The 26,873-nt window shown below is 70.3% G+C and carries 24 protein-coding genes; 9 read left to right on the forward strand and 15 right to left on the reverse strand.

Annotated elements, in window-relative coordinates; all coding sequences use genetic code 11:
• Positions 1 to 12: 12 nt before the first annotated feature.
• The gene (gene fdxA / locus ACIRQ9_RS21560; RefSeq protein ID WP_007495984.1) at positions 13 to 333 is read right to left on the reverse strand and encodes a ferredoxin; all 321 of its coding nucleotides are present in this window, start codon (positions 331 to 333) and stop codon (positions 13 to 15) included.
• A gap of 140 nt (positions 334 to 473) precedes the next feature.
• On the opposite strand from fdxA, the gene ACIRQ9_RS21565 reads away from it, so the two are divergent.
• Positions 474 to 1,478, forward strand: coding sequence for a GNAT family N-acetyltransferase (locus ACIRQ9_RS21565; protein WP_404175794.1), 1,005 nt, complete (start codon positions 474 to 476; stop codon positions 1,476 to 1,478).
• A 43-nt stretch (positions 1,479 to 1,521) separates the two neighbouring features.
• Complete coding sequence (locus ACIRQ9_RS21570) at positions 1,522 to 2,409, forward strand: tetratricopeptide repeat protein (RefSeq protein ID WP_404175550.1); 888 nt, start codon at positions 1,522 to 1,524, stop codon at positions 2,407 to 2,409.
• 40 nt (positions 2,410 to 2,449) lie between these two features.
• Here the strand turns inward: ACIRQ9_RS21570 and ACIRQ9_RS21575 are convergent, their stop codons facing one another.
• The 8 genes from ACIRQ9_RS21575 to ACIRQ9_RS21610 all read right to left on the reverse strand — a co-directional run bounded on the left by ACIRQ9_RS21575 (position 2,450) and on the right by ACIRQ9_RS21610 (position 10,113).
• On the reverse strand, positions 2,450 to 3,064 hold the full coding sequence (locus ACIRQ9_RS21575; RefSeq protein WP_404175553.1) for a DNA-binding response regulator: 615 nt from the start codon (positions 3,062 to 3,064) through the stop codon (positions 2,450 to 2,452).
• The gene (locus ACIRQ9_RS21580) at positions 3,061 to 4,269 is read right to left on the reverse strand and encodes a sensor histidine kinase (protein ID WP_404175556.1); all 1,209 of its coding nucleotides are present in this window, start codon (positions 4,267 to 4,269) and stop codon (positions 3,061 to 3,063) included. Before ACIRQ9_RS21580 ends, ACIRQ9_RS21575 begins: the two co-directional genes overlap by 4 nt.
• Positions 4,266 to 5,006, reverse strand: a complete 741-nt coding sequence (locus tag ACIRQ9_RS21585) for an ABC transporter permease (RefSeq protein WP_404175559.1) — start codon at positions 5,004 to 5,006, stop codon at positions 4,266 to 4,268. Before ACIRQ9_RS21585 ends, ACIRQ9_RS21580 begins: the two co-directional genes overlap by 4 nt.
• The gene (locus tag ACIRQ9_RS21590) at positions 5,003 to 5,938 is read right to left on the reverse strand and encodes an ABC transporter ATP-binding protein (RefSeq protein ID WP_404175562.1); all 936 of its coding nucleotides are present in this window, start codon (positions 5,936 to 5,938) and stop codon (positions 5,003 to 5,005) included. The genes ACIRQ9_RS21585 and ACIRQ9_RS21590 overlap by 4 nt, the downstream gene beginning before the upstream one ends.
• A gap of 142 nt (positions 5,939 to 6,080) precedes the next feature.
• Complete coding sequence (locus ACIRQ9_RS21595; protein WP_404175565.1) at positions 6,081 to 8,375, reverse strand: peptidoglycan binding domain-containing protein; 2,295 nt, start codon at positions 8,373 to 8,375, stop codon at positions 6,081 to 6,083.
• Between the two features lie 156 nt (positions 8,376 to 8,531).
• Positions 8,532 to 8,948, reverse strand: coding sequence for a DUF6113 family protein (locus ACIRQ9_RS21600; RefSeq protein ID WP_404175568.1), 417 nt, complete (start codon positions 8,946 to 8,948; stop codon positions 8,532 to 8,534).
• Complete coding sequence (mshB, locus tag ACIRQ9_RS21605) at positions 8,945 to 9,838, reverse strand: N-acetyl-1-D-myo-inositol-2-amino-2-deoxy-alpha-D-glucopyranoside deacetylase (RefSeq protein WP_404175571.1); 894 nt, start codon at positions 9,836 to 9,838, stop codon at positions 8,945 to 8,947. Before mshB ends, ACIRQ9_RS21600 begins: the two co-directional genes overlap by 4 nt.
• A gap of 80 nt (positions 9,839 to 9,918) precedes the next feature.
• Positions 9,919 to 10,113, reverse strand: coding sequence for a hypothetical protein (locus ACIRQ9_RS21610; RefSeq protein WP_350782972.1), 195 nt, complete (start codon positions 10,111 to 10,113; stop codon positions 9,919 to 9,921).
• Positions 10,114 to 10,302: 189 nt separating this feature from the next.
• Here ACIRQ9_RS21610 and ACIRQ9_RS21615 point away from each other — a divergent pair, with 189 nt between their 5' ends.
• The gene (locus ACIRQ9_RS21615; protein ID WP_404175575.1) at positions 10,303 to 12,423 is read left to right on the forward strand and encodes a prolyl oligopeptidase family serine peptidase; all 2,121 of its coding nucleotides are present in this window, start codon (positions 10,303 to 10,305) and stop codon (positions 12,421 to 12,423) included.
• 152 nt (positions 12,424 to 12,575) lie between these two features.
• Here ACIRQ9_RS21615 and ACIRQ9_RS21620 read toward each other — a convergent pair whose 3' ends face one another.
• The 5 genes from ACIRQ9_RS21620 to ACIRQ9_RS21640 are packed head-to-tail and all read right to left on the reverse strand — an operon-like array spanning position 12,576 to position 18,162.
• Positions 12,576 to 13,661, reverse strand: a complete 1,086-nt coding sequence (locus tag ACIRQ9_RS21620) for an ABC transporter ATP-binding protein (protein WP_404175578.1) — start codon at positions 13,659 to 13,661, stop codon at positions 12,576 to 12,578.
• Positions 13,642 to 14,628, reverse strand: a complete 987-nt coding sequence (locus tag ACIRQ9_RS21625) for an ABC transporter ATP-binding protein (RefSeq protein WP_404175581.1) — start codon at positions 14,626 to 14,628, stop codon at positions 13,642 to 13,644. Before ACIRQ9_RS21625 ends, ACIRQ9_RS21620 begins: the two co-directional genes overlap by 20 nt.
• 8 nt (positions 14,629 to 14,636) lie before the next feature.
• The gene (locus ACIRQ9_RS21630) at positions 14,637 to 15,617 is read right to left on the reverse strand and encodes an ABC transporter permease (RefSeq protein ID WP_404175584.1); all 981 of its coding nucleotides are present in this window, start codon (positions 15,615 to 15,617) and stop codon (positions 14,637 to 14,639) included.
• Entirely contained in the window at positions 15,610 to 16,533 is a 924-nt protein-coding gene (locus tag ACIRQ9_RS21635; protein ID WP_404175587.1) for an ABC transporter permease, read from the reverse strand. Before ACIRQ9_RS21635 ends, ACIRQ9_RS21630 begins: the two co-directional genes overlap by 8 nt.
• 6 nt (positions 16,534 to 16,539) lie before the next feature.
• Positions 16,540 to 18,162 (reverse strand): ABC transporter substrate-binding protein, encoded by a 1,623-nt coding sequence (locus tag ACIRQ9_RS21640; protein WP_404175590.1) that lies wholly within the window; start codon positions 18,160 to 18,162, stop codon positions 16,540 to 16,542.
• A gap of 503 nt (positions 18,163 to 18,665) precedes the next feature.
• Here ACIRQ9_RS21640 and ACIRQ9_RS21645 point away from each other — a divergent pair.
• The 6 genes from ACIRQ9_RS21645 to ACIRQ9_RS21670 all read left to right on the forward strand — a co-directional run bounded on the left by ACIRQ9_RS21645 (position 18,666) and on the right by ACIRQ9_RS21670 (position 25,751).
• A complete protein-coding gene (locus ACIRQ9_RS21645; protein ID WP_404175593.1) occupies positions 18,666 to 19,694 on the forward strand; it encodes an ABC transporter permease in 1,029 nt (342 codons plus the stop codon).
• An 83-nt stretch (positions 19,695 to 19,777) separates the two neighbouring features.
• Positions 19,778 to 21,535 carry an ABC transporter substrate-binding protein gene (locus ACIRQ9_RS21650; RefSeq protein ID WP_404175596.1) on the forward strand — a complete coding sequence of 586 codons (1,758 nt, stop codon included), beginning with the start codon at positions 19,778 to 19,780 and terminating at the stop codon, positions 21,533 to 21,535.
• Positions 21,536 to 21,635: 100 nt separating this feature from the next.
• Complete coding sequence (locus ACIRQ9_RS21655; protein WP_404175599.1) at positions 21,636 to 22,616, forward strand: ABC transporter permease; 981 nt, start codon at positions 21,636 to 21,638, stop codon at positions 22,614 to 22,616.
• A gap of 50 nt (positions 22,617 to 22,666) precedes the next feature.
• Positions 22,667 to 23,704, forward strand: coding sequence for an ABC transporter ATP-binding protein (locus ACIRQ9_RS21660; RefSeq protein ID WP_404175602.1), 1,038 nt, complete (start codon positions 22,667 to 22,669; stop codon positions 23,702 to 23,704).
• 26 nt (positions 23,705 to 23,730) lie between these two features.
• A complete protein-coding gene (locus tag ACIRQ9_RS21665; protein WP_404175605.1) occupies positions 23,731 to 24,774 on the forward strand; it encodes an ABC transporter ATP-binding protein in 1,044 nt (347 codons plus the stop codon).
• Between the two features lie 236 nt (positions 24,775 to 25,010).
• A complete protein-coding gene (locus tag ACIRQ9_RS21670; protein ID WP_404175608.1) occupies positions 25,011 to 25,751 on the forward strand; it encodes a class I SAM-dependent methyltransferase in 741 nt (246 codons plus the stop codon).
• Here ACIRQ9_RS21670 and ACIRQ9_RS21675 read toward each other — a convergent pair.
• On the reverse strand, positions 25,748 to 26,863 hold the full coding sequence (locus tag ACIRQ9_RS21675) for an ABC transporter ATP-binding protein (RefSeq protein ID WP_404175611.1): 1,116 nt from the start codon (positions 26,861 to 26,863) through the stop codon (positions 25,748 to 25,750). The genes ACIRQ9_RS21670 and ACIRQ9_RS21675 overlap by 4 nt on opposite strands.
• Positions 26,864 to 26,873 lie beyond the last annotated feature (10 nt).

Here is a 26,873-nt window from a genome sequence, read left to right on the forward strand (position 1 = left end):
GCCGCCGTACGGCTACTCGGCCTGCGGGGGCAGCGCGGCGACGAAGGGGTGGTCGCGCTCGATCAGGCCCAGCTTGCTGGCGCCGCCGGGGGAACCGAGCTCGTCGAAGAACTCGACGTTGGCCTTGTAGTAGTCCTTCCACTCCTCCGGAGTGTCGTCCTCGTAGAAGATCGCCTCGACCGGGCAGACCGGCTCACAGGCACCACAGTCAACGCATTCGTCCGGATGGATGTACAAGGACCGCTGGCCCTCGTAGATGCAGTCGACCGGGCACTCCTCGATGCACGCCTTGTCCTTCACGTCGACACAAGGCTGCGCGATGACGTAGGTCACGCTGTCGTTCCTCCTCGGTTGGGCGCCGGCGGGCCTCGGTAGGCTCCGCCGCCTGGCGCGCGGGAGCGCGGCGTCGTCGATGCCCGCCCCTAGTATCTCCGTTCTCGGGCATGATCCGAACAGGAGGGGTGAACCGACCAGTGGAAATCTCGGCCGCAGGACGCTTCGAGGTCCGTATCACCGCTGCTGACGTGGGCAAACGGGTCTCCGTGCGCCGTTTGGCCGGAAATGGCCTCTCCGGGGAGAAGTTCACCGACACGGTGGGTGTTCTCACATCATGGGACGACGACGGCACGCTGACGATCACGCGTCGGGACGGAGAGATCGTCCGGATATCGGCATCCGCGCTGATGGCCGCCAAGGTGGTGCCGGCCGCCCCGGCGCGCCGCCGGGGGCCGGCGACGACGTACCGCGAACTCGCGCGTGTCGCCTCGCGCGGCTGGCCGCCGCTGGAGAGCGAACTGCTCGGCGCGTGGGAGCTGCGGGCCTCCCGGGGGTTCACCCGGCGGGCGAACAGCGTGCTGCCGGCGGGCGACCCGGGACTGCCGCTCGACGCCGCCCTGGACACCGTGCGGCGGTGGTACGCCGACCGGGGGCTGCCCGCGTACGTGCAGACCGCGACCGGCGCCGAGGGCACCCAGGAACTCCTCGGCGCGGAGCTGGAGCGGCGCGGCTGGGTGCGGGAGGTGAGCGCCGAACTGTGGACCGGGAGCCTGGCGCCGGTGGCGGACCGGGCCGAGGGCGCCGGTGTGCTGCTCTCCCGCTCGGCCGACGAGGCCTGGCTGGCGCGCTACCAGCGCAAGGGAGTGAGCGAGGTCGCGCTGCGGGTGCTGACCGGAGGGCCGTCCGTGTGGTTCGCGGCCGTTCCCGGCGAGGGCGCCCCGGCGGCCATCGGGCGGCTGGTGGTGGACGGCCGGTGGGCCGGTTTCGCCGCCGTCGAGGTGGATCCGGCGCTGCGGCGCCGGGGACTGGCCCGCGAGGTCATGGCCGCGCTGGCCCGGCGGGCGCTGGAGGAGGGCGCGTCGGCGGCCTGGCTCCAGGTGGAGACGGAGAACACGGCAGCGCGGGCGCTGTACACCGGGCTGGGGTTCGGGGCGCACCACGCGTACCACCACTACAGGGCGCCGGGAGCGGACGGCCACTGAGGCCGCCGCGGTACGGGACGTCCCGGAAGGGCACGAAACAGCTATGCACCCCTCTGTTCCAGATCCGGATCCGGCACCGCGTGCGCGGCTGCGACCGCCGGCGCCGGAACGGGCCGCCGAGATCGCCCGCCGGTTCGCCGAGGAGGTGCGGTCCGAACGGCCCGACCTGGCGACGCTGTGCCTGCTGGTGGGCGCGGCGGCCGACGGCTCGCTGGACGAGACCGGCCTCGACGCGGCGCAGATGGAACTGGACCGGCTGGCCGGGCAGCTGCCGTACCGGCCGGGCGGACCGCTCGCCTGGGCCACCGCGGCGCACCGCCTGCTGGGCGAACGGACCGGCTTCCACGGCACCGCCTCGGACTACCGGCGGCTGGAGTCCTCGCTGCTGCACGAGGTGCTGCGGCGGCGGCGCGGCCTGCCGATCCTGCTGTCCGTGGTCTGGCTGGAGGTGACCCGGCGGGCCGGGGCACCGGTCCACGGGGTCGCGCTGCCGGGGCACTTCGTCGTCGGGTTCGGGCCGGTCGAGGAGCAGGTGCTGGCCGATCCGTTCGCGGGCGGCCGGGTGCTGAGCGGGGCGGACGCGCGGACGCTGGTGGAGGGGGCGACGGGGGTGCCGCTGGAGCCGGAGATGCTGGAGCCGGCCGATCCGCTGGACGTCCTGCGCCGGATCCTCAACAACGTGCGGGCCTGGGCGGCGGCCCGGCCCGAGCGCTCGGACGTGGGCCTGTGGGCGGTGGACCTGTCCCTGCTCATGCCCTCGCACCCGGCCAGGCTGCGCTACGACCGGGCGCGGCTGCTGGTGCAGCGCGGCGACTTCACCGACGGCGCCGACGAGCTGGAGGAGTACGCGGGGCTGATCGACGCGGTCGACGAGAGCGCGGCGGAGAAGGTGCGGGGCGAGGCACGGGCGGCCCGCGCCCGGCTGAACTGAGCGACGGCGCGGGCCCCTTCGGCGCGGACCCGCGGATCCGCTACAGCCAGCCCTTCTCCCGCGCGATCCGGACCGCCTCCGCCCGGTTGCGCACCGCCAGCTTCTGGATGGCCGTCGAGAGGTAGTTCCGCACGGTCCCCTGCGAAAGGTGCAGGGCCGCGGCCAGTTCGGCGTTCGTGGAGCCGTCGGCGGCCGCGCGCAGCACCTCCCGCTCGCGGTCGGTGAGCGGGTTGGCGCCCTCCGCGAGGGCCGCCGCCGCCAGCGTGGGATCGATGACCCGCTCGCCCGCCAGGACCTTGCGGACCGCCGCGGCGAGCTGGGCGGCGGGGGCGTCCTTGACCAGGAACGCGTCGGCGCCCGCCTCCATCGCGCTGCGCAGGTAGCCGGGCCGCCCGAAGGTGGTCAGCACGACCAGCTTCACGGCCGGCAGCGCCTTGTGGAGCCGGGCCGCCGCCTCGATGCCCGTGCAGCCCGGCATCTCGATGTCGAGCAGGGCGACGTCGACCGCGTGCTGCCGTGCGGCCGCCACCACCTCGTCGCCGCGCGCGACCTGTGCCACGACCTCGATGTCGTCCTCCAGACCCAGCAGGGCGGCGAGCGCCTCACGGACCATCGACTGGTCCTCGGCGAGGAGGACCTTGATCGTGCTGCTCATGTCCCGGATCCTACGGCCCCTCCGGTGCCGAGCGGGACCCGGGCGACCAGCCGGAAACCCCGCTTCACGCCGCCCGCCTCCAGCGTGCCGCCGGCCTTCTCGAGACGCTCGGTGAGCCCGGTCAGCCCGTTGCCCGGCCCCGTGCCGGAGCCGCCCGAGCCGTTGTCCTCGACGGAGAGTTCGAGGACCGGGCCGTCCAGGGTCTGACGCCGCAGCACCTCCACCGTGCAGGCGCTCGCGCCGCTGTGCCGGACGACGTTGGTGACCGCCTCGCGCAGCGCCCACGCCAGGGCCGTCTCGCCCTCCTCCGGCACTCCGGTGAGGTCCGGCTCGGCCGGCACCTCCGCGGTGACGGCGGCGGCGGTCAGGGCCACCTGGGCGCCCGCGAGTTCGGCGGCCAGCCGGGGCCGCCGGTAGCCGGTGACGGCCTCCCGGACGTCCACCAGGGCCTGCCGGCTGACCTGTTCGATGTCGGCGACCTGCTGGGCCGCCTTGTCGGGGTGGCCGGGAAGCATCCGTCCCGCCAGCTCGCTCTTCAGGGTGATGAGGGAGAGCGAGTGGCCCAGCAGGTCGTGCAGGTCCCGGGCGAGACGCAACCGCTCCTCGTTCGCGGCCAGTTGGGCGACGGTGGCGCGGGCCTTGCGCAACTCGATGGTGGTGGCGACCAGTTGCCGTACACCGATCATGGAGTAGCCGATCAGGAGCACCACCAGGAACAGGCCCCAGGCCTCGTCCAGGTCGTGGTGGTACCAGCCGGCCAGCATCATGGCCGCGGTGTTCAGCGGGATCGTCCAGTAGGCGATCCGCAGCGGGAAGGTCACTCCGCACATCACGGAGACGTACACGAACAGACCGAACCAGGAGCCGCCGAGGCCGAAGGCGAGGGCGATCGCGAGCGCCCCCTCGACGGCGATCGCGGCGTCGACGATCCAGCCCCGGAAGGGCCGGCCCATCGAGCGGAAGACGATGGCCAGGTAGATGCTGGCGAAAGCCGTGAGGCCCGCCCAGCCGGCCGCCGTGGCCGCGGTGCCGTGGTCACCGGAGGCCAGGTCCTCCGCCGGGGAGGCGAGGTAGATCAGCCACGGCAGGACCCACACCATCTTGCGCGCCGCCTCGCCCCGGGTGCGGGGCGGCTGGCCGATGCGCACCAGCCGGTCCCCGCGCGTCTGCTCGTCGGGCCAGGGGCCTTGCGTCGTCGTGCTCACGCCTTCAGCGTGTCCTTCCGGTACAGCCAGGCCGCGCCGCCGACGAACAGGGCGAAGAAGACGACGAGGATGGCGATGTCCTGGGTTTTCGGGGCCTGGCTCTGCTCGATGGCCCGTCCCAGGGCAGCGTACGCGTGCGTGGGCAGCCACTTCGCGATGTCCTGGAGCCAGGTCGGGAAGGACGAGGAGGGCCACCACAGGCCGCCGAGGATCGACAGGCCGAAGTAGGTGATCATCGTGATCGGGCGGACCGCGTCCCCGGAGGCCAGGTAGCCGATGGCCACGCCGAGCGCGGCGAAGACCAGGCTGCCGGCCCAGATGGCGCCGGTGAGCGCGAGCCACTGCCAGGCGTCCAGCCGTACGTCCTTCACGGTCGCGGCGATCACGAAGACGACCACGATGGACGGCAGGCTCACCACGGCGGCGCTGGCGGTCTTGGCGAGGACGTAGCCGCGGCCGGGCAGGGTGGTCAGCCGCAGCTGCCGCACCCAGCCGCTCTCCCGCTCCTTGGCGATGCGCTCGCTGTTGCCCATCAGGACGGCGGTCAGGGCGCCGAAGGAGGCCATGGAGACCATGACGTAGGCCGCCACCGAGAGTCCGGTGCCGTCGACGGTTTGGCTGGTGTCGCCCTGGCCGGCGACCAGCAGGAAGATGATCGACGGGTAGATCACCGAGAAGAACAGGAACTTGCGGTTGCGCAGGGCCCGCGCGAGCTCCAGCCTGATCAGCGCGTTCATGACTCCTTGGCCTCCTCGGCCTCCGTGATGGCGACGAAGGCCTGCTCAAGACCGAGCCCGGCGACTTCGAGGTGGTGCGGGTAGAGGCCGAGGCCGTAGAGCGCGTGGACGGTGGCGTCGGCGTCGGTCGACTGGATGCGGATCGTCTGGCCGGAGATGTCGACGGCCGTCAGGAACGGCAGCGCCCGCAGCGGCGCCTCGTCGATCCCGCCCTCCAGGTCGAAGGAGATCCGCCGGGCGCCCGCCTTCGCCTTGATCTCGGCGGCGGTCCCGTCGGCCAGCAGCCGCCCGCGGTGCAGCACCAGCACCCGGTCGGCGATCGCGTCGGCCTCTTCGAGGTAGTGGGTGGCGAACAGGACGGTGCGGCCCTGGTCGGCCTGGTCGCGCATGGTGGCCCAGAAGGCCTGGCGGGCCGAGACGTCCATGCCGGTGGTCGGCTCGTCCAGGACGATCAGGTCGCTGTCGCCGGCGGTCGCGAGCGCGAACCGGACGCGCTGGGACTGGCCGCCGGAGAGCTTGTTGACCTTGCGGTCGGCGATCTGCGTGATGCCCGCGCGGGCGAGGACGTCGCTCACCTCGTAGGGCTTGGGGTGCAGCCGGCAGGCGAGCTGCACGAGTTCGGCGACCGTGACCTCGTCCATCAGGCCGCCGCTCTGCAGCATCGCGCCCACCCGGCCGGCGACGATGGCCTCACGCGGGTTCGTGCCGAACACGGTCACCGCGCCGGTGTCGGCCTGCTTGAGGCCGAGCAGCAGATCGAGCGTGGTCGACTTGCCCGCGCCGTTCGGCCCGAGCAGGGCCACGGTCTCCCCCGGGTGCAGCCGCAGCGTGAGGCCGTCGACGGCCCGCACCTTCCCGTACGTCTTGCTCACCTGGTCGAACCCGACCACCACCGGGGTGTCGGTGGCGGTGGTCGCCGCTGTCGTCGTCATGTCTCCATGCTGACGGCCGGAGCGGGTTCGGGAGCAGTGCCGACCGTCCACAGTGCCGTATGACAGATGTCATCCGCCCGGCGTGACACACGAGGAAAGGGGCGCCCGGTGTGCACCGGGCGCCCCTTGTCGCGAGCCGGACTCAGTTCGGGTTCGTCTCGATGACCCCGACGCGCTCGGCCGTGGTCTTGCCGACCAGTGCCTTGCGCAGCGCGGAGGCCACGTCCTGCGGGGTGACGGCGGTCTTCTGCCCGGTGCCGCGGGTGATCAGCACGCCGTCGAAGGTGGCGCCGTACGCCTTCTTGAGGGCGTCGAGGTCGTACGTCTCGACCAGCTTGCCGCCGACGGCCTTGAATCCGAGGATCTTCGGCAGCGACACCGCGCCGAACGGGATGCTGTGCAGCGCGTCCGTGCGCACGATGACGTTGGCCGACATCGCCGGCACCGCGAAGTCCTTCATCTCGCGGTCGACCTCGGCGTTGGAGACCGTCGGCTGCACGGTGGCCGTCGGGACGGTGACCGCGGAGGCGGTGCCCGTCTCCACCATCGACTCGTACGCCTGCTCGACGGCCTTCGTGGAGGCGGCCGCGTCGATGCCCTTGCCGGCCTTGCCGTAGACCGCGACGGCCTTGCCGCCGGTGAACTCGATCGTGCCCTCGGTGGCCGAACCCGAGCCGCTGCCGAGGCCCTTGAGGGCGGCCTGCAGCTTCTCCTCGTCGGTGGGCATGCTCGGCTCGACGACCCGCTTCTGCCCGAACAGGGAGCCGATCACGGAGACCGGGTTGTAGTCGCTCGTGGCGGCCGCGTCGACGGTGGCCTGCATGTCGAACTGCAGACCCGCCTGGGACGGCGGCAGGGCGACGGCCTTGCCGCCGACCGACAGCTTCAGCGGCTTGTTCACCCGCGCGCCGAACGCGTCGGTGAGCTTCTTGACGGCGTCGTCCCGGGTGCCGCCGCCGATGTCGACGCCGAGCACCGTGGTGCCCTTGGGCACGTCGGAGTGGTTCATCAGGAGCCCGGCGCCGTAGGCACCGAGACCCGCGACCACCACGACGCCGACGAGCAGCGGCAGTTTGCCGCGCTTCTTCTTCGCCTTGGCCTTGGCCTTGGACTGGGCCGGCGGCGGCGAGACCGGCGTGGGCAGCTTCGGCGGCGTGTGCGGCTGCGGTCCGTCGCCCGGAGCGAACGGGGAGTTCATGCCCGGCGGCACGACCGGGATGCCGCTGGTGACGGTGTGTCCGGAGACGTTGTCCGCCGGGGATCCGTAGCCGGGCGTGCCCGGTTCGGGGGCGGGCTTCTGCGGGGTGAGGATCGCGGTGTCGTCGCTCAGGCCGCCGCCGGGGCCGAGACCGGAACCGGCGGGGGCGGTGCGCACGCCGGGTCCGGCCTGCGCGGAACGGCCCGCGGGGCCGCCCGGGCGGGTGCCGGGACCGGCCGGGCCGCCCGGCGCGCCGAACGGTTCGCCGCCGGCCGGGGGTGCGCCGCCGGCGACCGGAGGAATGAACGGGCCGTCACCGGTGACCGGGCCGCCGGTGGGGCCCGCGGGGCCCTGCGGGCCGCCGGGACCGCCGGGCCTGCCGGTGCCGTTGAAGCCGCTCGGGCCGCCGGGACCGGCCGGACCGCCGCCGGGCGTGCCGGAACCGGTCTGGGCGCCGTTCTGGCCGCCGTTCTCGGAGAAGTAGGGCAGTTCGTCCCGTCGGGGCTCGCCGGGGCCGCTCGCGCCGCCACGGGGGCCGCCGAGCGGGCCCGCGGCGAGCGCCTCGGTCACGTCGAAGGAGCCGGTGCCGCCGCCGTGGCCGGGGGCCACCGGGCCGCCGGTCGCGCCCGTGGGCAGCCCGGCACCGTTGGTGGAGCCGGGCCGGGACGTGCCGGGCACGCTCATCGAGCCGACGACACCGCCGGGACGGCCGCCGTTCGCCCGCGCGGCACCGGGGGTGCCGGGGCCGGCCGGGGCGGCCGGGCCGGTGGGCGGTGCGGCCGGCGAACCGCCGGGCGCACCCGCGCCGTTGGCGGCACCTGCCCGCGGACCGCCCTTGGCGGGACCGGACTTGCGCGGCGCGAACCAGTCGCTCTGCTTCTCGCCGGTGCCGGGCGCGGTCGGCGCGGTCTCGGCGGGCGGCTCGACGGTGCCGGCGGACATGGCGGCGCCCGTCGGCTGCGCGTGCGTGCCCGTCTCCTCGCCGGCGCCGCTGTCGGCGTCGGTGACGGGGGTGCGGACGACCACCGGCGGAATCGGCCGGGATCCCGGGATGTTGATCCGGATCCGGGTCGTCAGCGTGGTCTCGGTCTTTCGTTCCTCCGGCTGCGCGGCCGATCGGCCGGCGCCCGTCGCGTCGTCGGAAGCCATGGGGGTCCCGTACGGCGGCGTGCCCGAGGGGTAAGCGGCTCCCCCGTGCCCGTCGGGCCCGGAGGAAGGAGTGTCAGTTTCACGACTCAAGGCAGGTTCTCCCGGTTGGCTCCGCCGCCCGTTCGACCTCGCTTCGGGCGGCTCGGCGGCGCGCACCACCATACTGGCCACTTCTGGCGCTTATCCCATGACCGCTGGGGAAACCCACACCGGACTCGCACGCGCGCCGCACGGCGAAGTGGTACGTCACTTGCCAAGTCGGGCGGGATCCGCGTCGGGTTGCCGCCCCAAACCTATAGTGGCGCAGATCACAGCCAGCGCCATACCGCCGAGCAGGAAGAGATAGGACCCGCCTCCCGCCCCGAACAGGAAGTCGCCCTCGGGTCTGCTGGCGGTGAGGAAGATGACGGCGACGACCCAGCCGAACGCGGGCGCCACCGCCCCCGACCGACTGCCCAGTGCCCGCGATCCGCCGACGAACAGCCCGGCGGCACCGGCGAGGGCGAGCAGCAGGCCGCCGGGGAACCAGGCGGCCTGGACGAGGGCGCCGGCGACGCCGACGGCCACGCCGAGCACGATCAGCCCGAGCAGGGCGGCAAACCGCCCGGCGGAGGGGAACTGCAACGGTTGCGCGAGCATCGAGCCGCGGCCGGCGGAACTCATGACGCCTCCTGGGCCGGCAGGCCGAGACCGGCGAAGAGATCGCTCTCGCGTCCCGCGCCCGGCCCTCCGCCCGCCAGTTCGTAGTACTCGGTGGTGAACACGGGCTGCGCCAGCGCGTTGGAGAGCGCGAAGCAGGGGGCGCCGTGCGGTGCCACCTCGATCTGGGTGGCGTGGGCGGCCATCGCGGCGGTCTTCGCACCGGCGTACGCCGTGCCGTCGATCTCGGTGGTGATCCGGCCGTCGTCGACCACGCCCGGCACGTCGTCGAGGGCGGCGGCCTTCTCGAACGGGAGGCCGGGCAGGTCGTCGTGGAGCCGGGCGAAGGCGGCCTCGGCGACCGCGCGCGGGACGCGGTTCCAGTAGACCTTGGCGACACGGTGGCCGGCCTCGGCGGCCAGCTCGACGGCGCGCACGGCGACGCGGTGGGCCTGGATGTGGTCCGGATGGCCGTACCCGCCGTTGTCGTCGTAGGTGACGAGGACCTGGGGGCGGGTCTCCAGGATCACCTCGGCCAGCTGTCCGGCCGCCACGTCGACGTCGGCCCGCCAGAAGCAGTGCGGGTCGTCGTTGTCGGCGGTGCCCATCATCCCGGAGTCCCGGTAGCGGCCGGGGCCGCCGAGCAGCCGGAAGTCGGTGACGCCCAGCTCGCGCATGGCGGCGGCCAGCTCGCCGTGGCGGTGCTCGCCGAGCGCGGGACCGGTCAGGTGCCGCAGCTCGGGCGGGATGACCTCGCCGCCCTCGCCGAGGGTGCAGGTGACCAGGGTCACCTGGGCACCCTCGCGCGCGTAGCGGGCCATGGTGGCGCCGTTGTTGATCGACTCGTCGTCCGGGTGAGCGTGCACCAGCAGCAGGCGCCGGGCGGGTAGCGGCCGGGCGGGCGGTTCCGTCATGTGCCCAGCCTACGAAACGCCGCCGACGGCGCCACGCAGCCCCGGTCGACGAGGTCGACCGGGCCGGACGGCGGACGGGCTCAGAACTTGATGCTGCCGATCATGCTGGCGACGTTCGTCGTCAGATCGCTGATCGTCGGCGCGATGGTCGAGGAGGCGAGATAGAAACCGAGCAGCATGCAGATGACCGCATGACCGCCCTTCAGACCCGACTTCTTGATCAACAAGAAGACGATGATCGCCAGCAGCACCACCGCCGAAATCGAGAGTGCCACGGCGGCTCACCTCCAAAGATCCCAGGGACGCGGGGGGTTCGGGTATGGGGGTTGTAGATCGGTACAGCACATCCATGCGCAAGCCAGCAGGTTCATACCCACTCAGCGGTAGTGATCATAACTATGCGTGCTCGCGCATCGCTCGGCGCACGGCCGCACAAGGGGGCGCATGGCCAATATGGTCAGGGCATGAAGACCGAGGCTGTCTCATTCCCCCGCCGGCACGCCCGTACCCAGCGTTTCACGCTCGGCGCGCCGCGCGCGTTCACCGTGGCCCCCGACGGCTCCCGGGTGGCGTTCCTGCGCTCCGGATCCGGTACGGACCGGGCCAACTCCCTGTGGATCCTGGACGTACCGAGCGGCGAGGAGCGCCTGGCGGCCGACCCGCGCACTCTGCTCGGCGGTGCCGACGAGCACCTTTCGGCACAGGAGAGGGCCCGCCGCGAACGCAGCCGCGAGGGCGGTGCGGGCATCGTCGGCTACGCCTGCGACGCGGCCCTCGACCTGACGGCTTTCGCCTTGTCAGGGCGGCTTTTCACGGCGGAGTCGAGGTCCGGCACGACACGTGAACTCGCGGTCCCCGGGCCGGTGATCGACCCGCGCCCGTCCCCCGACGGCAGCCGCATCGCGTACGTCGCGGGGGGCGCCCTGCGGGTCGTGGGCGCCGGCGGTGAGGACGACCGGGCGCTGGCGGAGCCCGAGTCGGAACAGGTCACCTACGGATTGGCCGAGTTCATCGCGGCCGAGGAGATGGGGCGTTCGCGCGGTTTCTGGTGGTCGCCGGGGTCCGACCGGCTGCTGGTGGCCCGCGTGGACGACACGCCGGTGCGGCAGTGGTGGATCGCCGACCCCGCCCACCCCGAGCGTGAGCCACATCATGTCGCCTACCCGGCCGCGGGCACCGACAACGCGGAGGTACGGCTGTTCGCCTACGACCTCGAAGGGGGGCGCACGGAGGTCTCCTGGGACCGGGCGCGCTACCCGTACCTGGCGCGTGTGCACTGGTCAGACGCGGGCGCTCCGCTGCTGCTCGTCCAGGCGCGGGACCAGCGCAGCCAGCTGTTCCTCGCCGTCGACCCGGGGTCGGGGGCGACCCGGATGGTGCACGCCGACGAAGATCCAACATGGCTTGAACTGTTCGGTGGAGTGCCCTGCTGGAGCCCGTCGGGACACCTGGTCCGGATCGCCGACGAGGGCGGCGCCCGGGTCCTCACGGTCGGCGAACGTCCCCTCACAGGCGCGCAGTTGCACATCCGTGCGGTTCTCGACGTGACCGCCGACGACGTGCTGGTCTCCGCGTCCGCCGGTGAGGAGGCCGAGTCCCCCGAGACCGGCGAGGTACACGTCTACCGGGTCAACGAACTCGGCATGGAGCGCGTGTCGCAGGAGCCGGGCGTGCACACGGCCGTGCGCGCCGGAGGCGTGACCGTTCTGGTCTCCGCCGCGCTGGACACACCGGGCGTGCGTGTCCAGGTGCTCCGTGACGGAAAACATCTGGCGAGTATCACGTCGTACGCCGAAGATCCCGGTCTGTCCCCGCGCGTGACTCTCACCGAGGGGGGCGCACGCCGAATTCCGTGCGCCGTGCTTATGCCACGGGACTACCACGGGGACACTCCCCTTCCGGTTCTCCTCGACCCCTACGGCGGTCCGCACGGCCAGCGCGTGGTCGCCGCGCACAACGCCCACCTCACCTCCCAGTGGTTCGCCGACCAGGGCTTCGCGGTCGTCGTCGCCGACGGGCGGGGCACTCCCGGCCGCTCGCCGGCCTGGGAGAAGGCCATCAAGGACGACGTCGCCGCGACCGTCCTGGAGGACCAGGTCGACGCCCTCCAGGCGCTCGCCGCCGACTTCCCGCTCGACCTGACCAAGGTGGCGATCCGGGGCTGGTCCTTCGGCGGCTACCTCGCCGCGCTCGCGGCCCTGCGCCGCCCGGACGTCTTCCACGCGGCCGTGGTGGGCGCCCCGGTGACCGACCTGCGCCTGTACGACACCCACTACCAGGAGCGCTACCTCGGCGACCCGGGCGAACAGCCGGACGTGTACCGGCGCAACTCGGTGATCGACGACGAGGGCCTGGTCGACGCGGCCGAGCCGCACCGGCCGATGATGATCATCCATGGGCTGGCGGACGACAACGTGGTGGTGGCCCACTCGCTGCGCCTGTCCAGCGCCCTGCTGGCCGCGGGCCGCCCGCACGAGGTGCTCCCGCTGTCGGGCGTGACCCACATGACCCCGCAGGAACAGGTCGCGGAGAACCTGCTCCTGCTCCAGCTGGACTTCCTCCGGCGGAGTCTGGGGCTCGGCTAGGGGTACGGCAACGGGCCGGGACGACATGGCGCGTCCCGGCCCGTTTACGGCACCCGCACGGCCGTACGCTGATTACAGTGCCGCGTCCGTATATCGGGGCCGGGTCGCCGAAGTTGCCTGTGTGTTAACGCGATTGGCCCGCATACGTCCCGCTACGCACCCCCGTCGGGACGATCGTCGGACGCCTCCCCGTCCCGCTCCTCCGGTGGCACCACCTGCTTCTCCTCGGCGAAATGGCAGGCCGAGTCGTGCGCCGCGGGCCCCGGCACCGACCGGAACACGGCGGGCACCGCCAGCAACGGCACCTCCACCGCGCACCGTTCCTCGGCCTTCCAGCACCGGGTGCGGAACCGGCACCCCGACGGGATGTTCGTCGGCGACGGCACGTCCCCGCTCAGGATGATCCGCTCCCGGCGTTCGCGGGCCGCCGGATCGGGCACCGGCACCGCCGAGAGCAGGGCCTGGGTGTACGGGTGGGTCGGATGCTCGTAGATCTCCTCGTCGCTGCCGATCTCCACGATCCGGCCCAGGTACATCACCCCGACCCGGTCCGAGATGTGCCGGACGATCGACAGGTCGTGGGCGATGAAGACGTAACTCAGGTCGAAGTCGTTCTGGAGCCGGTCGAGCAGGTTGATCACCTGGGCCTGGACGGAGACGTCCAGCGCGGACACCGGCTCGTCCGCGACGATCACCTCGGGCCGCAGCGCCAGCCCGCGCGCGATCCCGATCCGCTGCCGCTGGCCGCCGGAGAACTGGTGCGGATAGCGGTTGATGTACTCGGGGTTGAGACCGACGACGTCCAGCAGTTCCCGGACGCGTGTGCGCCGGTCGCCCTTGGGAGCCGCCTCGGGATGGATCTCGTACGGCTCCCCGATGATGTCGCCCACGGTCATCCGCGGGTTGAGGGAGGTGTACGGGTCCTGGAAGACCATCTGGATGTTGCGCCGGACCGCCTTCAGCGCGCGTCCGCCCAGCCCGGTGATGTCCTCGCCCTTGTACTTGATCGTCCCGGCCGTCGGCCGCTCCAGGTTGACCAGCATCTTGGCGACCGTCGACTTGCCGCAGCCTGACTCCCCGACGATGCCGAGGGTCTCCCCTCTGCCGAGGGCGAAGTCGACGCCGTCGACGGCCTTGACGGCACCGATCTGTTTCTTGATCAAGATGCCCTGGGTCAACGGGTAGTGCTTGACCAGTCCGCTCACTTCCAGGATCGGATCAACCATCGTGTCGGCCATCGAGGCACTCCCTCCAGAAGTGGCAGGCGCTGCCCCGGTGCGGGTCCACCTCGTACAGCGGTGGTTCGTCGGTGCGGCACACGTCCCGGGCCATCGGGCAGCGCGGGTTGAAGGCGCAGCCCGGAGGGATGTCCATGAGGTTGGGCGGCAGGCCCTTGATGGCGTACAGCTCCTGGCCCTTCTGGTCCAGGCGCGGGATGGAGTCGAGGAGCCCGCGCGTGTACGGGTGCGCGGGTGCCTTGTAGATGTCGTGCACCGGGGCGGACTCGACGATCCGTCCGGCGTACATCACGGCGATCCGGTCGGCGACGTCCGCGACCACCCCCAGGTCGTGGGTGATCAGGATCAGCCCCATGCGGTACTCGCGCTGCAACTCCGCGAGCAGATCCATCACCTGGGCCTGGACGGTGACGTCCAGCGCCGTGGTCGGTTCGTCGGCGATGACGAGCGCCGGCTCCAGCGCCAGCGCCATGGCGATCATGATGCGCTGGCGCATGCCCCCGGAGAACTGGTGCGGATAGTCCCGCACCCGCTGCGCGGCGCCCGGGATCCGCACCCGGTCCATCAGCTCGACCGACCGGGCCCGCGCGTCCTTGCGGGACATCCCCCGGTGCACGACGAACATCTCGCCGAGCTGGTCGCCGACGCTGAGCACCGGGTTGAGCGCGGACAGCGCGTCCTGGAAGATCATGGCCATCCCGGCACCGCGGATCTTCCGCCGCTCCTCCTCCTTGAGTTTCAGCAGGTCCTGCCCCTGGAAGAGGATCTCGCCGCCGCCGATCCGCCCCGGCGGCATGTCCAGGATCCCCATCACCGCCTGGGCCGTGACCGACTTCCCGGAGCCGGACTCCCCGAGGACGGCCAGCGTCTCGCCGGCGTCGACGGCGTAGGAGACCCCGTTGACCGCCTTCGCGATCCCGTCCCGGGTCCGGAACTCCACGTGCAGGTCGCGCACTTCGAGCAGCATGGCGGCGCTCACCTCAGCTTCGGGTCGAGGGCGTCGCGCACCGCGTCGCCGAGCATGATGAAGGCCAGGACGGTGAGTGCGAGGGCCCCGGAGGACCACAGCAGCGCGTGCGGGGCGTTGCGGATGTAGGGCGAGGCCGCGGAGATGTCGATGCCCCAGGAGACGCTCGGCGGCTTCAGGCCGACGCCGAGGTAGGACAGGGTCGCCTCCAGCGCGATGTACGTGCCGAGCGCGATGGTGGCCACGACGATCACCGGGGCCACCGCGTTCGGCGCGATGTGGCGCAGCAGGATCCGGGAGTTGGAGGCGCCGAGGGCGCGGGCGGCCTGGACGTAGTCGTTCTGCTTGGCGGTGATCACCGAGCCGCGGGCGATCCGGGAGATCTGGGGCCAGCCCAGCAGCACCATGAACCCGATGACCGGCCAGACCGTGTTGCTGGTCACCACTGACAGGAGGACGAGACCTCCGAGGACGACCGGGATCGCGAAGAAGACGTCGGTGAGCCGGGAGAGCACGGAGTCCCAGAACCCGCCGAAGAATCCGGCGAGTCCGCCGAGCACCGACCCGAGCAGCGCGACCCCGAGCGTGGCGCAGACGCCGACCGTGACGGAGGTACGGGCGCCGTAGACGGTGCGGGTGTAGACGTTGCAGCCCTGTCCGTCGTACCCGAAGGGCGCGCCCGGCCCCGCGCCGTCCTGGGACTTGGCCAGGTCGCACTTGAGCGGGGAGCCGGAGGCGATCAGGGACGGCCACAGGGAGATGACGAAGAGGAAGAGGATGACGAGGGCGGAGACGATGAAGACCGGGTTGCGGCGCAGGTCCCGCCAGGCGTCGGACCACAGCGAACGCGGCTTCTGGGACGGGCCGGTGCCCAGCGGACCGCCGGGGGGCCGCTCCAGCGTGCGCGCCTCGCTGGCCGCCAGGTCCATCGCCCCGCCCATGCCCGTCCCCGCGATGGCCCCGTCGGGCTCGAACGGCTGCTCAGGCATAGCGGATCCTCGGGTCGAGTACGGCGTAGAGCAGGTCCACCAGCAGGTTGGCCACCAGGAACACCAGGACCAGCACCGTCACGAAGCCCACCACCGTCTGGGTGTTCTGGCGCAGGATCCCCTGGTAGAGCTGGTAGCCGACGCCGTGGATGTTGAAGATCCGCTCGGTGACGATGGCGCCGCCCATGAGGGCGCCGATGTCGGTCCCGATGAAGGTGACGACCGGGATGAGGGAGTTGCGCAGCAGGTGCCGGGTGATGACCCGGTGCCGGGGCAGTCCCTTGGCGATCGCCGTACGGACGTAGTCACTCCGCTTGTTCTCGGCGATGGAGGTGCGGGTCAGCCGGGTGACGTAGGCGAGCGAGACGGAGGCGAGGACGAGCCCGGGCACGATCAGCTCGCTGAAGGGCGCCTGCGGGGAGACGGACGGATTGATCCAGTGCCACTCCTTGCCGAGCAGCAACTGGAGCAACAGGCCGGTGACGAACGTCGGTACGGAGATGACGACCAGGGTGGCCAGCAGCACCCCGGTGTCGACGGGCCGGCCGCGCCGCAGGCCGGTCAGGACGCCGAGCGTGACGCCGACGACGACCTCGATGACGATGGCCACGATCGTCAGCCGGATGGTGACGGGGAACGCGGTGGACATCAGCTCGGTGACGGGCTGCCCGGTGAACGCCGTACCGAAGTCGCCGGTGAAGACGTTCCCCATGTAGGTGAGGTATTGCTGCCACACCGGCTTGTCGAGTCCGAACTCCCTCTTCAGCTGGGCGGCGGTCGCCGGGTCGCAGGCCCGTTCCCCGCACAGCCCGGCGATCGGGTCGCCCATGACGTTCACCATCAGGAAGATCAGCAGCGTGGCCCCGACGAACACCGGGATCATCTGGACCAGCCGCCGGACGACGTAGCGCCCCATGCCGGGTCAGCTGACCTTGATCTCGTTGTACACCGGGACGCTGAACGGGTTGAGGGCCACGTTCGAGAGCCGCTCGGAGTAGCCGGCGCTGCCGTTCTGGTACCAGAGCGGAATGGCGGCCATGTTGTCGCGGACCACCCCCTCGGCCTGCTGGAAGGTGGAGACGGCCTTGGCGGTGTCGGTCTCGGCGTTGGCCTGGTCGACGAGCTTGTCGAAGTCCTTGTTGGACCACTTGCCGTCGTTGGAGGAGGCGTTGGTGTAGTAGAGCGGCTGGAGGAAGTTCTGGATGAGCGGGTAGTCCATCTGCCAGCCCGCGCGGAACGGCCCGGTCATCTTGTGCTGGCCGATCTGGTTGCGGAAGTCGGCGAAGGTGCCGACGGGGTTGCCGACGCACGCCCTGTCGTTGCCGAGCGCGTTGTTGATGGAGTTGCACACGGCGTCCACCCAGGTCCGGTGCGAGCCGGTGTCCGCGTTGTACGTGATCTTGAGCTGTCCGCCGGGCAGTCCCCCGCCCTCCTGGATCAGCTTCTTGGCCTGCGCCGGGTCGTAGTCGCAGGCGCTCCCGCACAGCCCCTCCTTGAAGCCGCCCGCCGCGCCGAGCACCGGGGAGGTCCAGTCGGTGGCCGGGGTGCGGGTGTTCTGGAAGATGGTGTCGGTGATCTGCTTCCGGTTGATGGCCATGGACAGCCCGGTGCGGACCTTCTCGGACCCGCTCTTGTTCCAGGCGCTGTCGTAGTAGGGGAAGGCGAGGGTCTGGATGATGCCGGCCGGGGTGCTGAGGTAGCGGTCACCGAGGTCGCTCTTGACGTTCTTCAGCTGGGCCGCCGGGATGTCGTCGACCAGGTCGAGGTTGCCGGCGATGAGGTCGGTGTAGGCGGTGTCGCTGTCGGTGTAGACCTTGAGCGTCACTCCATCGTTGCGCGCCTTGTCGGCACCGGGGTAGCCGTCCCACTTCTTCAGGGACATCTGCGATCCCTTGGTGTACGACTCGATGGTGTACGGCCCGTCGCCGACCGGCTGCTTCAGCCAGCCGGCGTGGTCGGTGAAGAACGACCTCGGCAGCGGGGCGAAGGCCGCGTAGCCGAGGGTGTCGGGGAAGCTGGAGAACTTCTGGTTCAGCTTGACGGTGAAGGTCTTGTCGTCGACGACCTTGAGGCCGGAGAGCGCTTCGGCGCTCTGGCCGCCGCTGTCGGGATGGACTTTGTCGTACCCCTCGATGTAGCCGAAGAAGTAGGCGTTCTTCTGGTTGTTCTTGAGGCTCGCGCCGTAGTTCCAGGCGTCGACGAAGGAGCGGGCGGTGATCTTCTCGCCGTTGGAGAAGGTCCAGCCGTCCTTGAGGGTGATCGTGAAGTTCTGCGAGTCACTCGTGTCGATCTTCTGGGCGAGCATGTCCTGGGCCTTGCCGGTCTTCGGGTCGTACTTCTTCAGGCCCCGGAAGATCATGTCGAGGACCTTGCCGCCCTGGACCTCGTTGGTGTTGGCCGGCTCCAGGGGGTTCTGGGGGTCGCCCCAGGAGGAGCTGAGCACACCGCTGCCACCGCCCCCGCCTCCACCGCCGCCGCAGGCCGTGGCGGCGACTGCCGTCACCACCGCACAGGCCGCCCATCGGGCGTGCGTGGCTGAGCGCATGGCGTGCCTCCTCCGTGAAGGGTGATCAGAGATTGGTGCACTACCGGTCAATATCGACTCAATCGGTCGATACCGCTCACCCACTGCCCCGAACGGCGGCCCTCAGGGCATCCCACGCCGACCTTTAGGGGGACGCGTCACCCGATTGCGGATGGCCCCAGGAGCCGCTTGAGGATCTTGAGCGGAGGGCGCAATGGATCTCCGCACACCGATGCCGAAACGTTGGATTGCAACCCGGCGATGTACGGATTTCGGCACATCAGCGTCCGCATATCGAACCTCTTGACCGTTTGGCCCGATTAGCCCGACATAAAACACAGACCGATCACGAGGTGCTACCCGCGTAGCTACGGAATCGTCAAGTACGGGCAAAGAAGGCAAAGAGAAACCCAAGCCGACCGAGATTTTATTGACCGTGAATGAATTGCGTTGAAAAAGTCCGGCATAGCCCGTAGGGGAGCGCCCTGCGGAGTCATCAGACCCTCCCTTGGGCCAGGAGCACCATGACCCCCCCAACTCCATCTGCGGCTGCCCCGCTCGAGGTGACCGAAGAGACCGCGACGAAGTCGACTGCTTCGGACGGCTCGAAGGGCAGCGAGAGCAGGTCGCCGGGCCGCTTGGCCTGGAAGCGCTTCAGGCGTGACCGGACCGGCGTCATATCCGCCTATGTCGTGATCTTCTTCTTCGTCATAGGCATAGCCGCGCCGCTCATCGCGAAGCTGTACGGCAAGAACCCCTACACCACCTACACCACCCAGCACCCCGAGCTGCTCAACGCCTTCTCCTACCCCGCAGGGCCCAACGGCGGCATGAGTTCGGAGTACTGGTTCGGCATCGAACCCCAGCTGGGCCGGGACGTCTTCACGTTCCTGCTGTACGCCATCCGCAACTCCCTCGGCATCGCGACGGCCGCCGCCCTGCTCACCACGGTCCTCGGCGTCGTGATCGGCGTCACGGCGGGCTACCTGGGCGGCAAGACGGACTACCTCGTCAGCCGGATCATCGACATCCTGCTGTCGTTCCCGTCCACGCTGTTCTTCATCGCGTTCATGCCGGTGGTCTTCGGCTTCTTCGTCGCTCCCGACGAGAACATCCCGACCTCGCTGCGCGCCACCGCGCTGATCGTGGTGCTGTCCGCCTTCGGCTGGGCATCCATCGCCCGCCTGCTGCGCGGGCAGGTCCTCGGCCTGCGCGAGCGGGAGTTCGTCGAAGCGGCGAAGGTCACGGGTGCGTCACCGATGCGTGTCGTGTTCAAGGAACTGCTGCCCAACCTGTGGACCCCGATCATCATCCAGTCCACCCTTCTGCTGCCGGCCTTCGTGACCGCGGAGGCGGGCCTCGCCTTCCTCGGCGTAGGCATGATCGACCCGACCCCCGACTGGGGCGTGATGATCGGCCGAGGCGCGCAGTTCTACACCGAGGACATCACCTTCATGCTCTTCCCGGGCATCTCCATGGTGATCTTCGTCCTCGCCTTCAACCTGCTCGGTGACTCGGTGCGCGACGCGCTCGACCCGAAGTCCAAGCGGTAGCGACCCCCTGCACCACCCGGCCCGGTTCGATGACGTCCGGCTGGTTCCGACCATCCGAATTGACCCCTATAGGCAGGCTCAGCATGTCCTTTTCTCGCAGAAACTTCCTGATCGCCACCGGTGTGGCCGCGGCGTCCACGACCGTGCTGAGCGCTTGCAGCAGCGGTGACAGCGGCAAGGGCTCGTCCCAGGTCCCGTCCGTCTCCAACGCGAAGACCATGAACATCCCGGTCGGCACCAAGGCGGACTCCACGGGCCCGGCGCCCGAGGTCGCGGGAGCGGTCAAGGGCGGCACGGTCTACTCGCTCGACCAGTTCGACATGGACCACCTGGACCCGGCGCAGATCTACGTCTCCACCGAGGGTGCGATCACCCGCCCGGTCCTGCGCGGCCTGACCGGCTACAAGATCGACGACAAGGGCGGCGCCACGCTCGTCGGCGACGTCGCGACCGACGCCGGCACCATGAAGGACGGCGGCAAGACCTGGTCGTTCACGATCAAGGACGGCATCAAGTGGGAGGACGGCACCGAGCTGTCCATGGACGACGTCCGCCACACCTTCGAGCGCCTCTTCGCCTCCTTCGTGACCGAGGGCCCGCGCTACGTCCAGCAGTGGCTGGTCGGCGGCGACAAGTACAAGGGCCCCTACGACGGCAAGAAGCTCTCGTCGATCGAGGTCTCCGGCCGGACGATCACGTTCACCCTCAACGAGGCCCGCGCCGACTTCAACTACACGCTGGGCATGCCGGGTTACGGCCTCGTCAACAAGAAGAAGGACACCAAGGAGAAGTACGACAAGCGTCCGTACTCCCTCGGCCCCTACAAGATCGACAGCCGCAGCATCGGCAAGTCGATGACCTACGTGCGCAACGAGCACTGGGACCCGGCCACGGACGCGATCCGCAACGCGTACCCGGACAAGTACGTCTTCCAGTTCGGCTTCCAGCCGGTCGCCTCCACCGACCGCTTCATCGCGGACAAGGGCAACGACCAGTACGCGATGTCGATCTTCAACGAGGTGGCGGCCGAGCGCACCGCGCAGGTCCTCACCAACGCCTCGCTGAAGAAGCGCGTCCTCACCCAGGTCGACACGGTCACCTACTACTGGCCGATCAACACGACCCGGATCACGGACGTCAAGGTCCGCCAGGCGATCAACTGGGCGTGGCCGCACCAGCAGCTGCAGACCATCCGCGGTGGTGCCTCCACCAGCGAGCTGGCCAGCACCATCCTCAGCCCGGTGACCCCCGGCTACAAGAAGTTCGACCTGTACGGCGTGACCACGAAGCCCGGCGGCGACCCGGCCAAGGCCAAGGCGCTGCTGAAGGAGGCCGGCAAGGTCGGCCAGAAGCTGGTCATCGCCTATCAGCAGTCGGACAACGCGGTGAAGCAGGCCGTGGCCATCAAGAACGCCCTTGAGGCGGCCGGCTTCCAGGTCGTCAACCAGCAGATCGACAAGACGACCTTCTACACCCAGATCGGCAAGATCGACAACGGCTACGACCTGTTCGCGGCCGGCTGGAGCCCGGACTGGCCGAACGGCTACTCGGTCTTCTACCCCTGCTGGAGCGGCAAGAACATCGGCGACGGCCGCAGCAACTACGCCCAGCTGAACGACCCGAGCGTGAACAAGGCGATCGACGCGGCCTCCAAGATCGCCGACGTCGAAGCGGCGAACAAGGCCTGGGGCGCCATCGACAAGCAGATCATGGAGCTCGCGCCGGTCGTCCCGGACTACCACTCCATCCGTAACTGGATGTACGGATCCAAGATCGGCAACGTCGTCTACGACGCCGGCAACACCTGCGTCGCGCTCTGCAAGCTGTACGTCAAGAAGTAAGCGCACCAGACCCTCGGGGGGCGGCCGCGACCCGGCCGCCCCCTTACGGCCCACCCCTCACTCCCCCGGCGACGGCGCCCCGTCCGGAAAGTCACGCCCCATGTTCCGCTTCCTTGTCCGCCGAGTCTTCGGCGCGCTGGTCATCCTGTTGATCATCAGCGCCGTCACTTTCTGGCTCTTCTACGCCATCCCGCGTGACCCCGCCACGTTGTCCTGCGGCAAGAACTGCACGCCCGACATGCTCGCGCAGGTCCGGCACAACCTGGGCATCGACCATCCGGTCCCCGTTCAGTACTGGTACTGGCTCAAGGGCGTCTTCGTCGGCCGCAGCTACGGCGACTTCGGCAACTGCAGCGCGCCGTGCCTCGGATACTCGTTCGCCAACCGCGAGCCCGTCCTCGGCACGATCATGGACCGGCTCCCGCTGACCCTGTCGCTGGCCTTCGGGTCGGCCGCCGTCTTCCTCGTCTTCGGCATCGGCTCCGGCATGCTCGCCGCCGTCAAGCAGGGCAAGTGGCAGGACAAGGTCGCCAGCTCCGCTTCGCTGATCGCCTCCTCGATGCAGATCTACTTCGTCGGCTACATCGCGATGTACTTCTTCGTCGCCAAGCTCGGCATCCTGGACAACCCGTCGTACACCCCCCTCACCGAGAACCCCTTCGCATGGGCCTCCGGCCTGCTGCTGCCGTGGCTGGTCCTGGCTCTCATCTGGACCGCGAACTACACCCGTATGACGCGCTCCCAGCTGGTGGAGACGCTCAGTGAGGACTACGTGCGCACGGCCCGGGCCAAGGGCCTGTCCCGGCGCAACGTCTTCTTCCGGTTCGCCTGGCGCGGCGCCATGGGCCCGATCGTCACGATCTTCGGCATCGACCTCGCCACCCTCATCGGCGGCGCGATCATCACCGAGACGGTCTTCAGCCTCCAGGGCGTCGGCCAGCTCGCGCTGAAGTCCGTGGAACAGAGCGACCTGCCCATGGTCCTCGGCGTGACCCTGCTGTCCGCCGGCGCGATCGTGATCTTCAACATCATCGTGGACGCCGTCTACGCCCTCATCGACCCGCGGATCCGGCTCGCCTGACCTCCGCCCCACCCCCGACCTCTCGCATCACCCCCCCCAGGAGCGTCACCGTGACGAGCACCGATCAGCAGCCGTTCCTCTCCGTCAAGGACCTCAAGGTCCACTTCTCCACCGAGGACGGCATCGTCAAGGCCGTCGACGGGCTCAGCTTCGACCTCGTCAAGGGCCAGACACTCGGCATCGTGGGCGAGTCGGGCTCCGGCAAGTCCGTCACCAACCTGACGATCCTGGGTCTGCACGACCCCGCCCGCACCCAGATCGACGGCGAGATCCTGCTCGACGGCCAGGAACTGCTCACGGCCTCCGAGCGGAAGCTGGAGAAGCTGCGCGGCAACAAGATGTCGATGATCTTCCAGGACGCGCTGGCGTCGCTGTCGCCGTACCACACCGTCGGCACCCAGATCGCGGAGACCTACCGCAAGCACACCGGCGTCTCCAAGAGGGAGGCGCGGGCGCGCGCGATCGAGATGCTGCGCCGGGTCGGCATCCCGCAGCCCGACGTCCGGGTGGACGACTACCCGCACCAGTTCTCCGGTGGTATGCGCCAGCGCGCGATGATCGCGATGGCCCTGGTCTGCGACCCCGAGCTGCTCGTCGCCGACGAGCCGACCACGGCGCTCGACGTGACCGTCCAGGCACAGATCATGGACCTGCTGAAGGACCTCCAGCAGGAGTTCGGCACGGCGATCATCTTCATCACCCACGATCTCGGTGTCATCGCCGACATCGCGGACGACGTGCTGGTGATGTACGGCGGCCGGTGCGTGGAGCGGGGCACCAAGAAGGAGGTGCTGGGCTCGCCCCAGCACCCGTACACCCTGGGCCTGCTCAACTCGATGCCGAGCCTCGACGGACCGGTCGACGTCCCGCTGTCGCCGATCCCCGGTTCGCCTCCGTCGCTGCTCAACCCTCCCACCGGCTGCCGCTTCCACCCGCGCTGCGCGTTCGCGGACAAGGTCCCGGGCAACCGGTGCTCCACCGATCGGCCGCTCCTGCAGCTGACCGAGGGCCGCGGCTCGGCCTGCCACCTCGAGCTGAGCCAGCGCGACGCACTCTTCGCCGACTACGCCGCCACCGGCCACAAGTGACGGACACGAGACGGGATATCACGACCATGAGCAACACCACCCCCCTCCTGGACGTCTCCGGGCTGACCAAGCACTTCCCGATCAAGGGCGGCTTCCCGATCAAGCGGACCGTCGGCGCGGTGCAGGCCGTGGACGGACTCGACTTCCAGGTCGCCGAGGGCGAGAGCCTCGGCCTGGTCGGCGAGTCGGGCTGCGGCAAGTCGACCACCGGCCGGCTGATCACCCGCCTGCTGGAGCCGACAGCCGGCAGCATCTCCTACCGCGGGCAGGACATCACGCACGCGGGCCGCAGGCAGCTGGCGCCGATCCGGTCCGAGATCCAGATGATCTTCCAGGACCCGTACGCGTCCCTGAACCCGCGGCAGACGGTCGGCAAGATCGTCTCCGGTCCGATGGAGATCAACGACATCAACCCGGCCGGCGGCCGCGAGAAGCGGGTCCGCGAGCTCTTGGAGATCGTCGGCCTGAACCCGGAGCACTTCAACCGGTTCCCGCACGAGTTCTCCGGCGGTCAGCGCCAGCGCATCGGCGTCGCCCGCGCCCTCGCCCTGGAACCGAAGCTGATCGTCGCCGACGAGCCGGTCTCGGCCCTCGACGTCTCGATCCAGGCCCAGGTCGTGAACCTCCTCCAGAAGGTCCAGCGGGAACTGGGCATCGCGTTCGTCTTCATCGCCCACGACCTGGCGATCGTGCGGCACTTCTCGCAGCGCGTCGCGGTGATGTACCTCGGCAAGATCGTCGAGATCGCCGACCGCGAGGACCTGTACGAGAACCCGCGCCACCCCTACACCCGGGCCCTGCTGTCCGCCGTGCCCGAGGCGACGGTGGACGAGGTGCCGCGCGAGCGGATCCGTCTGGTCGGCGACGTCCCGTCCCCGATCAACCCGCCGTCCGGCTGCCGCTTCCGCACCCGCTGCTGGAAGGCGACGGAGAAGTGCGCGACGGAGGCCCCGCCGCTGGTCCAGGCCGAGGGCAACAAGCCCGGCCACCTGACCGCGTGCCACTACCCCGAGGTCCGGGACATGATTCCCGCCCCGCGCCTCTCCAAGGACCCTGAGGCAGCGGCCTGACACACCCCTTTCGTCGGCCGCCGCCTGCGGAACGGACCTTCACCGGCCCATTGACCCGAGCCCCGAACGTCCGCTCCAGGGGAGCGAAGGCCCGCACCCACCCCGGTGCGGGCCTTCCTCATGTCCGCGGGCGCGAGAGGGCGGCGAACGCACGCGCCTGGAACCGAAGTTGATAGAAGGTCAAGAAGAACGCCGTTCCTGACCTTTCGTTCAACATCGTGTGGCAGACTGCCGCGGTGGTCGATCACTCGTTCGCGGATCTTTCACTCGCCGCGCTGTACGACAGACTCAACCCGTGGGGGCCGGGTGACGACTTCTACCTGGATCTCGTCATGGCCGCCGGTTCCGTGCTCGACGTCGGCTGCGGCACCGGGCGGCTGCTGCGGCGGGCCCGGGAGGCGGGGCACGAGGGGCGGCTGGCCGGGCTCGATCCGGCGGCCGCGATGCTCGTGCAGGGACGGCGGGCCGAACCGGGCGTCGAGTGGATCCTCGGCGATCTGCGGACCCGGCTCTGGGACGGCCCCGGCTTCGACCTGGTCGTGATGACCGGTCATGCCTTCCAGGTGCTGCTGGGCGACGAGGAGGTGCGCACCGCGCTGGCCGCCGTGCGGCGGGCCCTCTCCCCCACCGGCCGGTTCGTCTTCGAGACCCGCAATCCCGGCGCGCGCGCCTGGGAGAGGTGGACGCCGGACCGCGTGTACCACGTCACCGACGCGGACGGCCGGGCGATCCGGGTCTGGCACGAGGTCGAGGGCGCCCCGGCCGGGGAGCGCGTGACCTTCACCGAGACCTACGACGGCTCGCCGTGGCCCGAGCCCCGGGTGTGCCGGGCCACGCTGCGCTTCCTCGGCCCCGACACCCTCGCCGGTTTCCTGAGCGACGCCGGCTTCCGGATCACCGAGCAGTACGGCGACTGGTCCCGGGGCCCGCTCACCTCGACGAGCCCCGAGATCATCACTGTCGCGCAGCCTGGCTAGGGAGTGGTGCCCTCCTCCAGCGCCGCCAGGGCCGGGTCCAGGACGATGTCCTCGTCCCTGGCCTCGGTCGTCGGCTCCTCGGGGAAGTGGCAGGCCGTCAGGTGGCCCGCCCGGTTGCCCGAGATCTGGACCAGCGGCGGGGCCTCCGTCGCGCACTTGTCCTGCGCCTTCCAGCAGCGGGTGCGGAAGCGGCAGCCGGACGGCGGGTTGATCGGGGACGGGACGTCGCCGGCCAGGCGGATCCGCTCACGGCCGGCCGCGTTCGGGTCGCCCGAGAGGTCGACCTCCGGCACCGCCGAGAGCAGGGCGTGGGTGTACGGGTGGCGGGGGCGGTTGTAGATGGCCTCCCGGTCACCGACCTCGATGATCTTGCCGAGGTACATGACGGCCACGCGCTGCGAGAAGTGCCGTACCACCGCCAGGTCGTGGGCGATGAACAGGAAGGCGATGCCCAGTTCCCGCTGGACCTCCTGGAGGAGGTTCACGACCTGGGCCTGGATCGAGACGTCGAGGGCCGAGACCGGCTCGTCGGCGACGATCAGCTTCGGTTCCAGGGCGAGCGCGCGGGCGACGCCGATGCGCTGGCGCTGACCGCCGGAGAACTCGTGCGGGAACCGGTTGAAGTGCTCCGGGTTCAGGCCGACGATCTCCAAGAGCTCGCGGACCCGCTTCTCGCGGCCGCCCGCCGGGTTGATGCCGTTGATCTCCATCGGACCGGAAATGATCTTGCCGACCGTCTGCCGCGGGTTCAGCGACGAGTACGGGTCCTGGAAGATCATCTGGATTTCGGAGCGGATCGGTGCCAGCTGCTTGCGCGAGGCGTGGCCGATCTCCGTTCCGCGGTACGTGATCGTGCCGTCGGTCGGCTCCAGCAGCCGGGTGACCAGCCGGCCGGTGGTCGACTTGCCGCAGCCCGACTCGCCGACCAGCCCGAAGCTCTCGCCCACCCGCACGGTCAGGTCGATGCCGTCCACGGCCTGGACGTGCCCGACCGTCCGCCGGATCGGGAAGCCGCCCTTGACCGGGAAGTACTTGGTCAGTCCGGAGACCTCCAGCAGGGGTTCTCCGACGGCGGCCTCGCGCTGGGCCGGAAGGATCGTGTCCTGGGTCATGACGTGTCGT

It is taken from the genome of Streptomyces sp. NPDC101237 (assembly GCF_044767465.1).
Taxonomy (GTDB): domain Bacteria; phylum Actinomycetota; class Actinomycetes; order Streptomycetales; family Streptomycetaceae; genus Streptomyces; species Streptomyces gramineus.

Bases quoted from the DNA above. Each gene is read 5' to 3' on its own strand.
- ACIRQ9_RS21635 (WP_404175587.1), bottom strand. From the start codon at position 16,533: ATGGGGCGCTACGTCGTCCGGCGGCTGGTCCAGATGATCCCGGTGTTC.
- ACIRQ9_RS21575 (WP_404175553.1), bottom strand. From the start codon at position 3,064: ATGAGCAGCACGATCAAGGTCCTCCTCGCCGAGGACCAGTCGATGGTC.
- ACIRQ9_RS21615 (WP_404175575.1), top strand. From the start codon at position 10,303: ATGAAGACCGAGGCTGTCTCATTCCCCCGCCGGCACGCCCGTACCCAG.
- ACIRQ9_RS21630 (WP_404175584.1), bottom strand. From the start codon at position 15,617: ATGCCTGAGCAGCCGTTCGAGCCCGACGGGGCCATCGCGGGGACGGGC.
- ACIRQ9_RS21645 (WP_404175593.1), top strand. From the start codon at position 18,666: ATGACCCCCCCAACTCCATCTGCGGCTGCCCCGCTCGAGGTGACCGAA.
- ACIRQ9_RS21620 (WP_404175578.1), bottom strand. From the start codon at position 13,661: ATGGCCGACACGATGGTTGATCCGATCCTGGAAGTGAGCGGACTGGTC.
- mshB (WP_404175571.1), bottom strand. From the start codon at position 9,838: ATGACGGAACCGCCCGCCCGGCCGCTACCCGCCCGGCGCCTGCTGCTG.
- ACIRQ9_RS21665 (WP_404175605.1), top strand. From the start codon at position 23,731: ATGAGCAACACCACCCCCCTCCTGGACGTCTCCGGGCTGACCAAGCAC.
- ACIRQ9_RS21625 (WP_404175581.1), bottom strand. From the start codon at position 14,628: ATGCTGCTCGAAGTGCGCGACCTGCACGTGGAGTTCCGGACCCGGGAC.
- ACIRQ9_RS21600 (WP_404175568.1), bottom strand. From the start codon at position 8,948: ATGAGTTCCGCCGGCCGCGGCTCGATGCTCGCGCAACCGTTGCAGTTC.
- ACIRQ9_RS21655 (WP_404175599.1), top strand. From the start codon at position 21,636: ATGTTCCGCTTCCTTGTCCGCCGAGTCTTCGGCGCGCTGGTCATCCTG.
- ACIRQ9_RS21585 (WP_404175559.1), bottom strand. From the start codon at position 5,006: ATGAACGCGCTGATCAGGCTGGAGCTCGCGCGGGCCCTGCGCAACCGC.
- ACIRQ9_RS21590 (WP_404175562.1), bottom strand. From the start codon at position 5,938: ATGACGACGACAGCGGCGACCACCGCCACCGACACCCCGGTGGTGGTC.
- ACIRQ9_RS21640 (WP_404175590.1), bottom strand. From the start codon at position 18,162: ATGCGCTCAGCCACGCACGCCCGATGGGCGGCCTGTGCGGTGGTGACG.
- ACIRQ9_RS21570 (WP_404175550.1), top strand. From the start codon at position 1,522: ATGCACCCCTCTGTTCCAGATCCGGATCCGGCACCGCGTGCGCGGCTG.
- ACIRQ9_RS21650 (WP_404175596.1), top strand. From the start codon at position 19,778: ATGTCCTTTTCTCGCAGAAACTTCCTGATCGCCACCGGTGTGGCCGCG.
- ACIRQ9_RS21675 (WP_404175611.1), bottom strand. From the start codon at position 26,863: ATGACCCAGGACACGATCCTTCCGGCCCAGCGCGAGGCCGCCGTCGGA.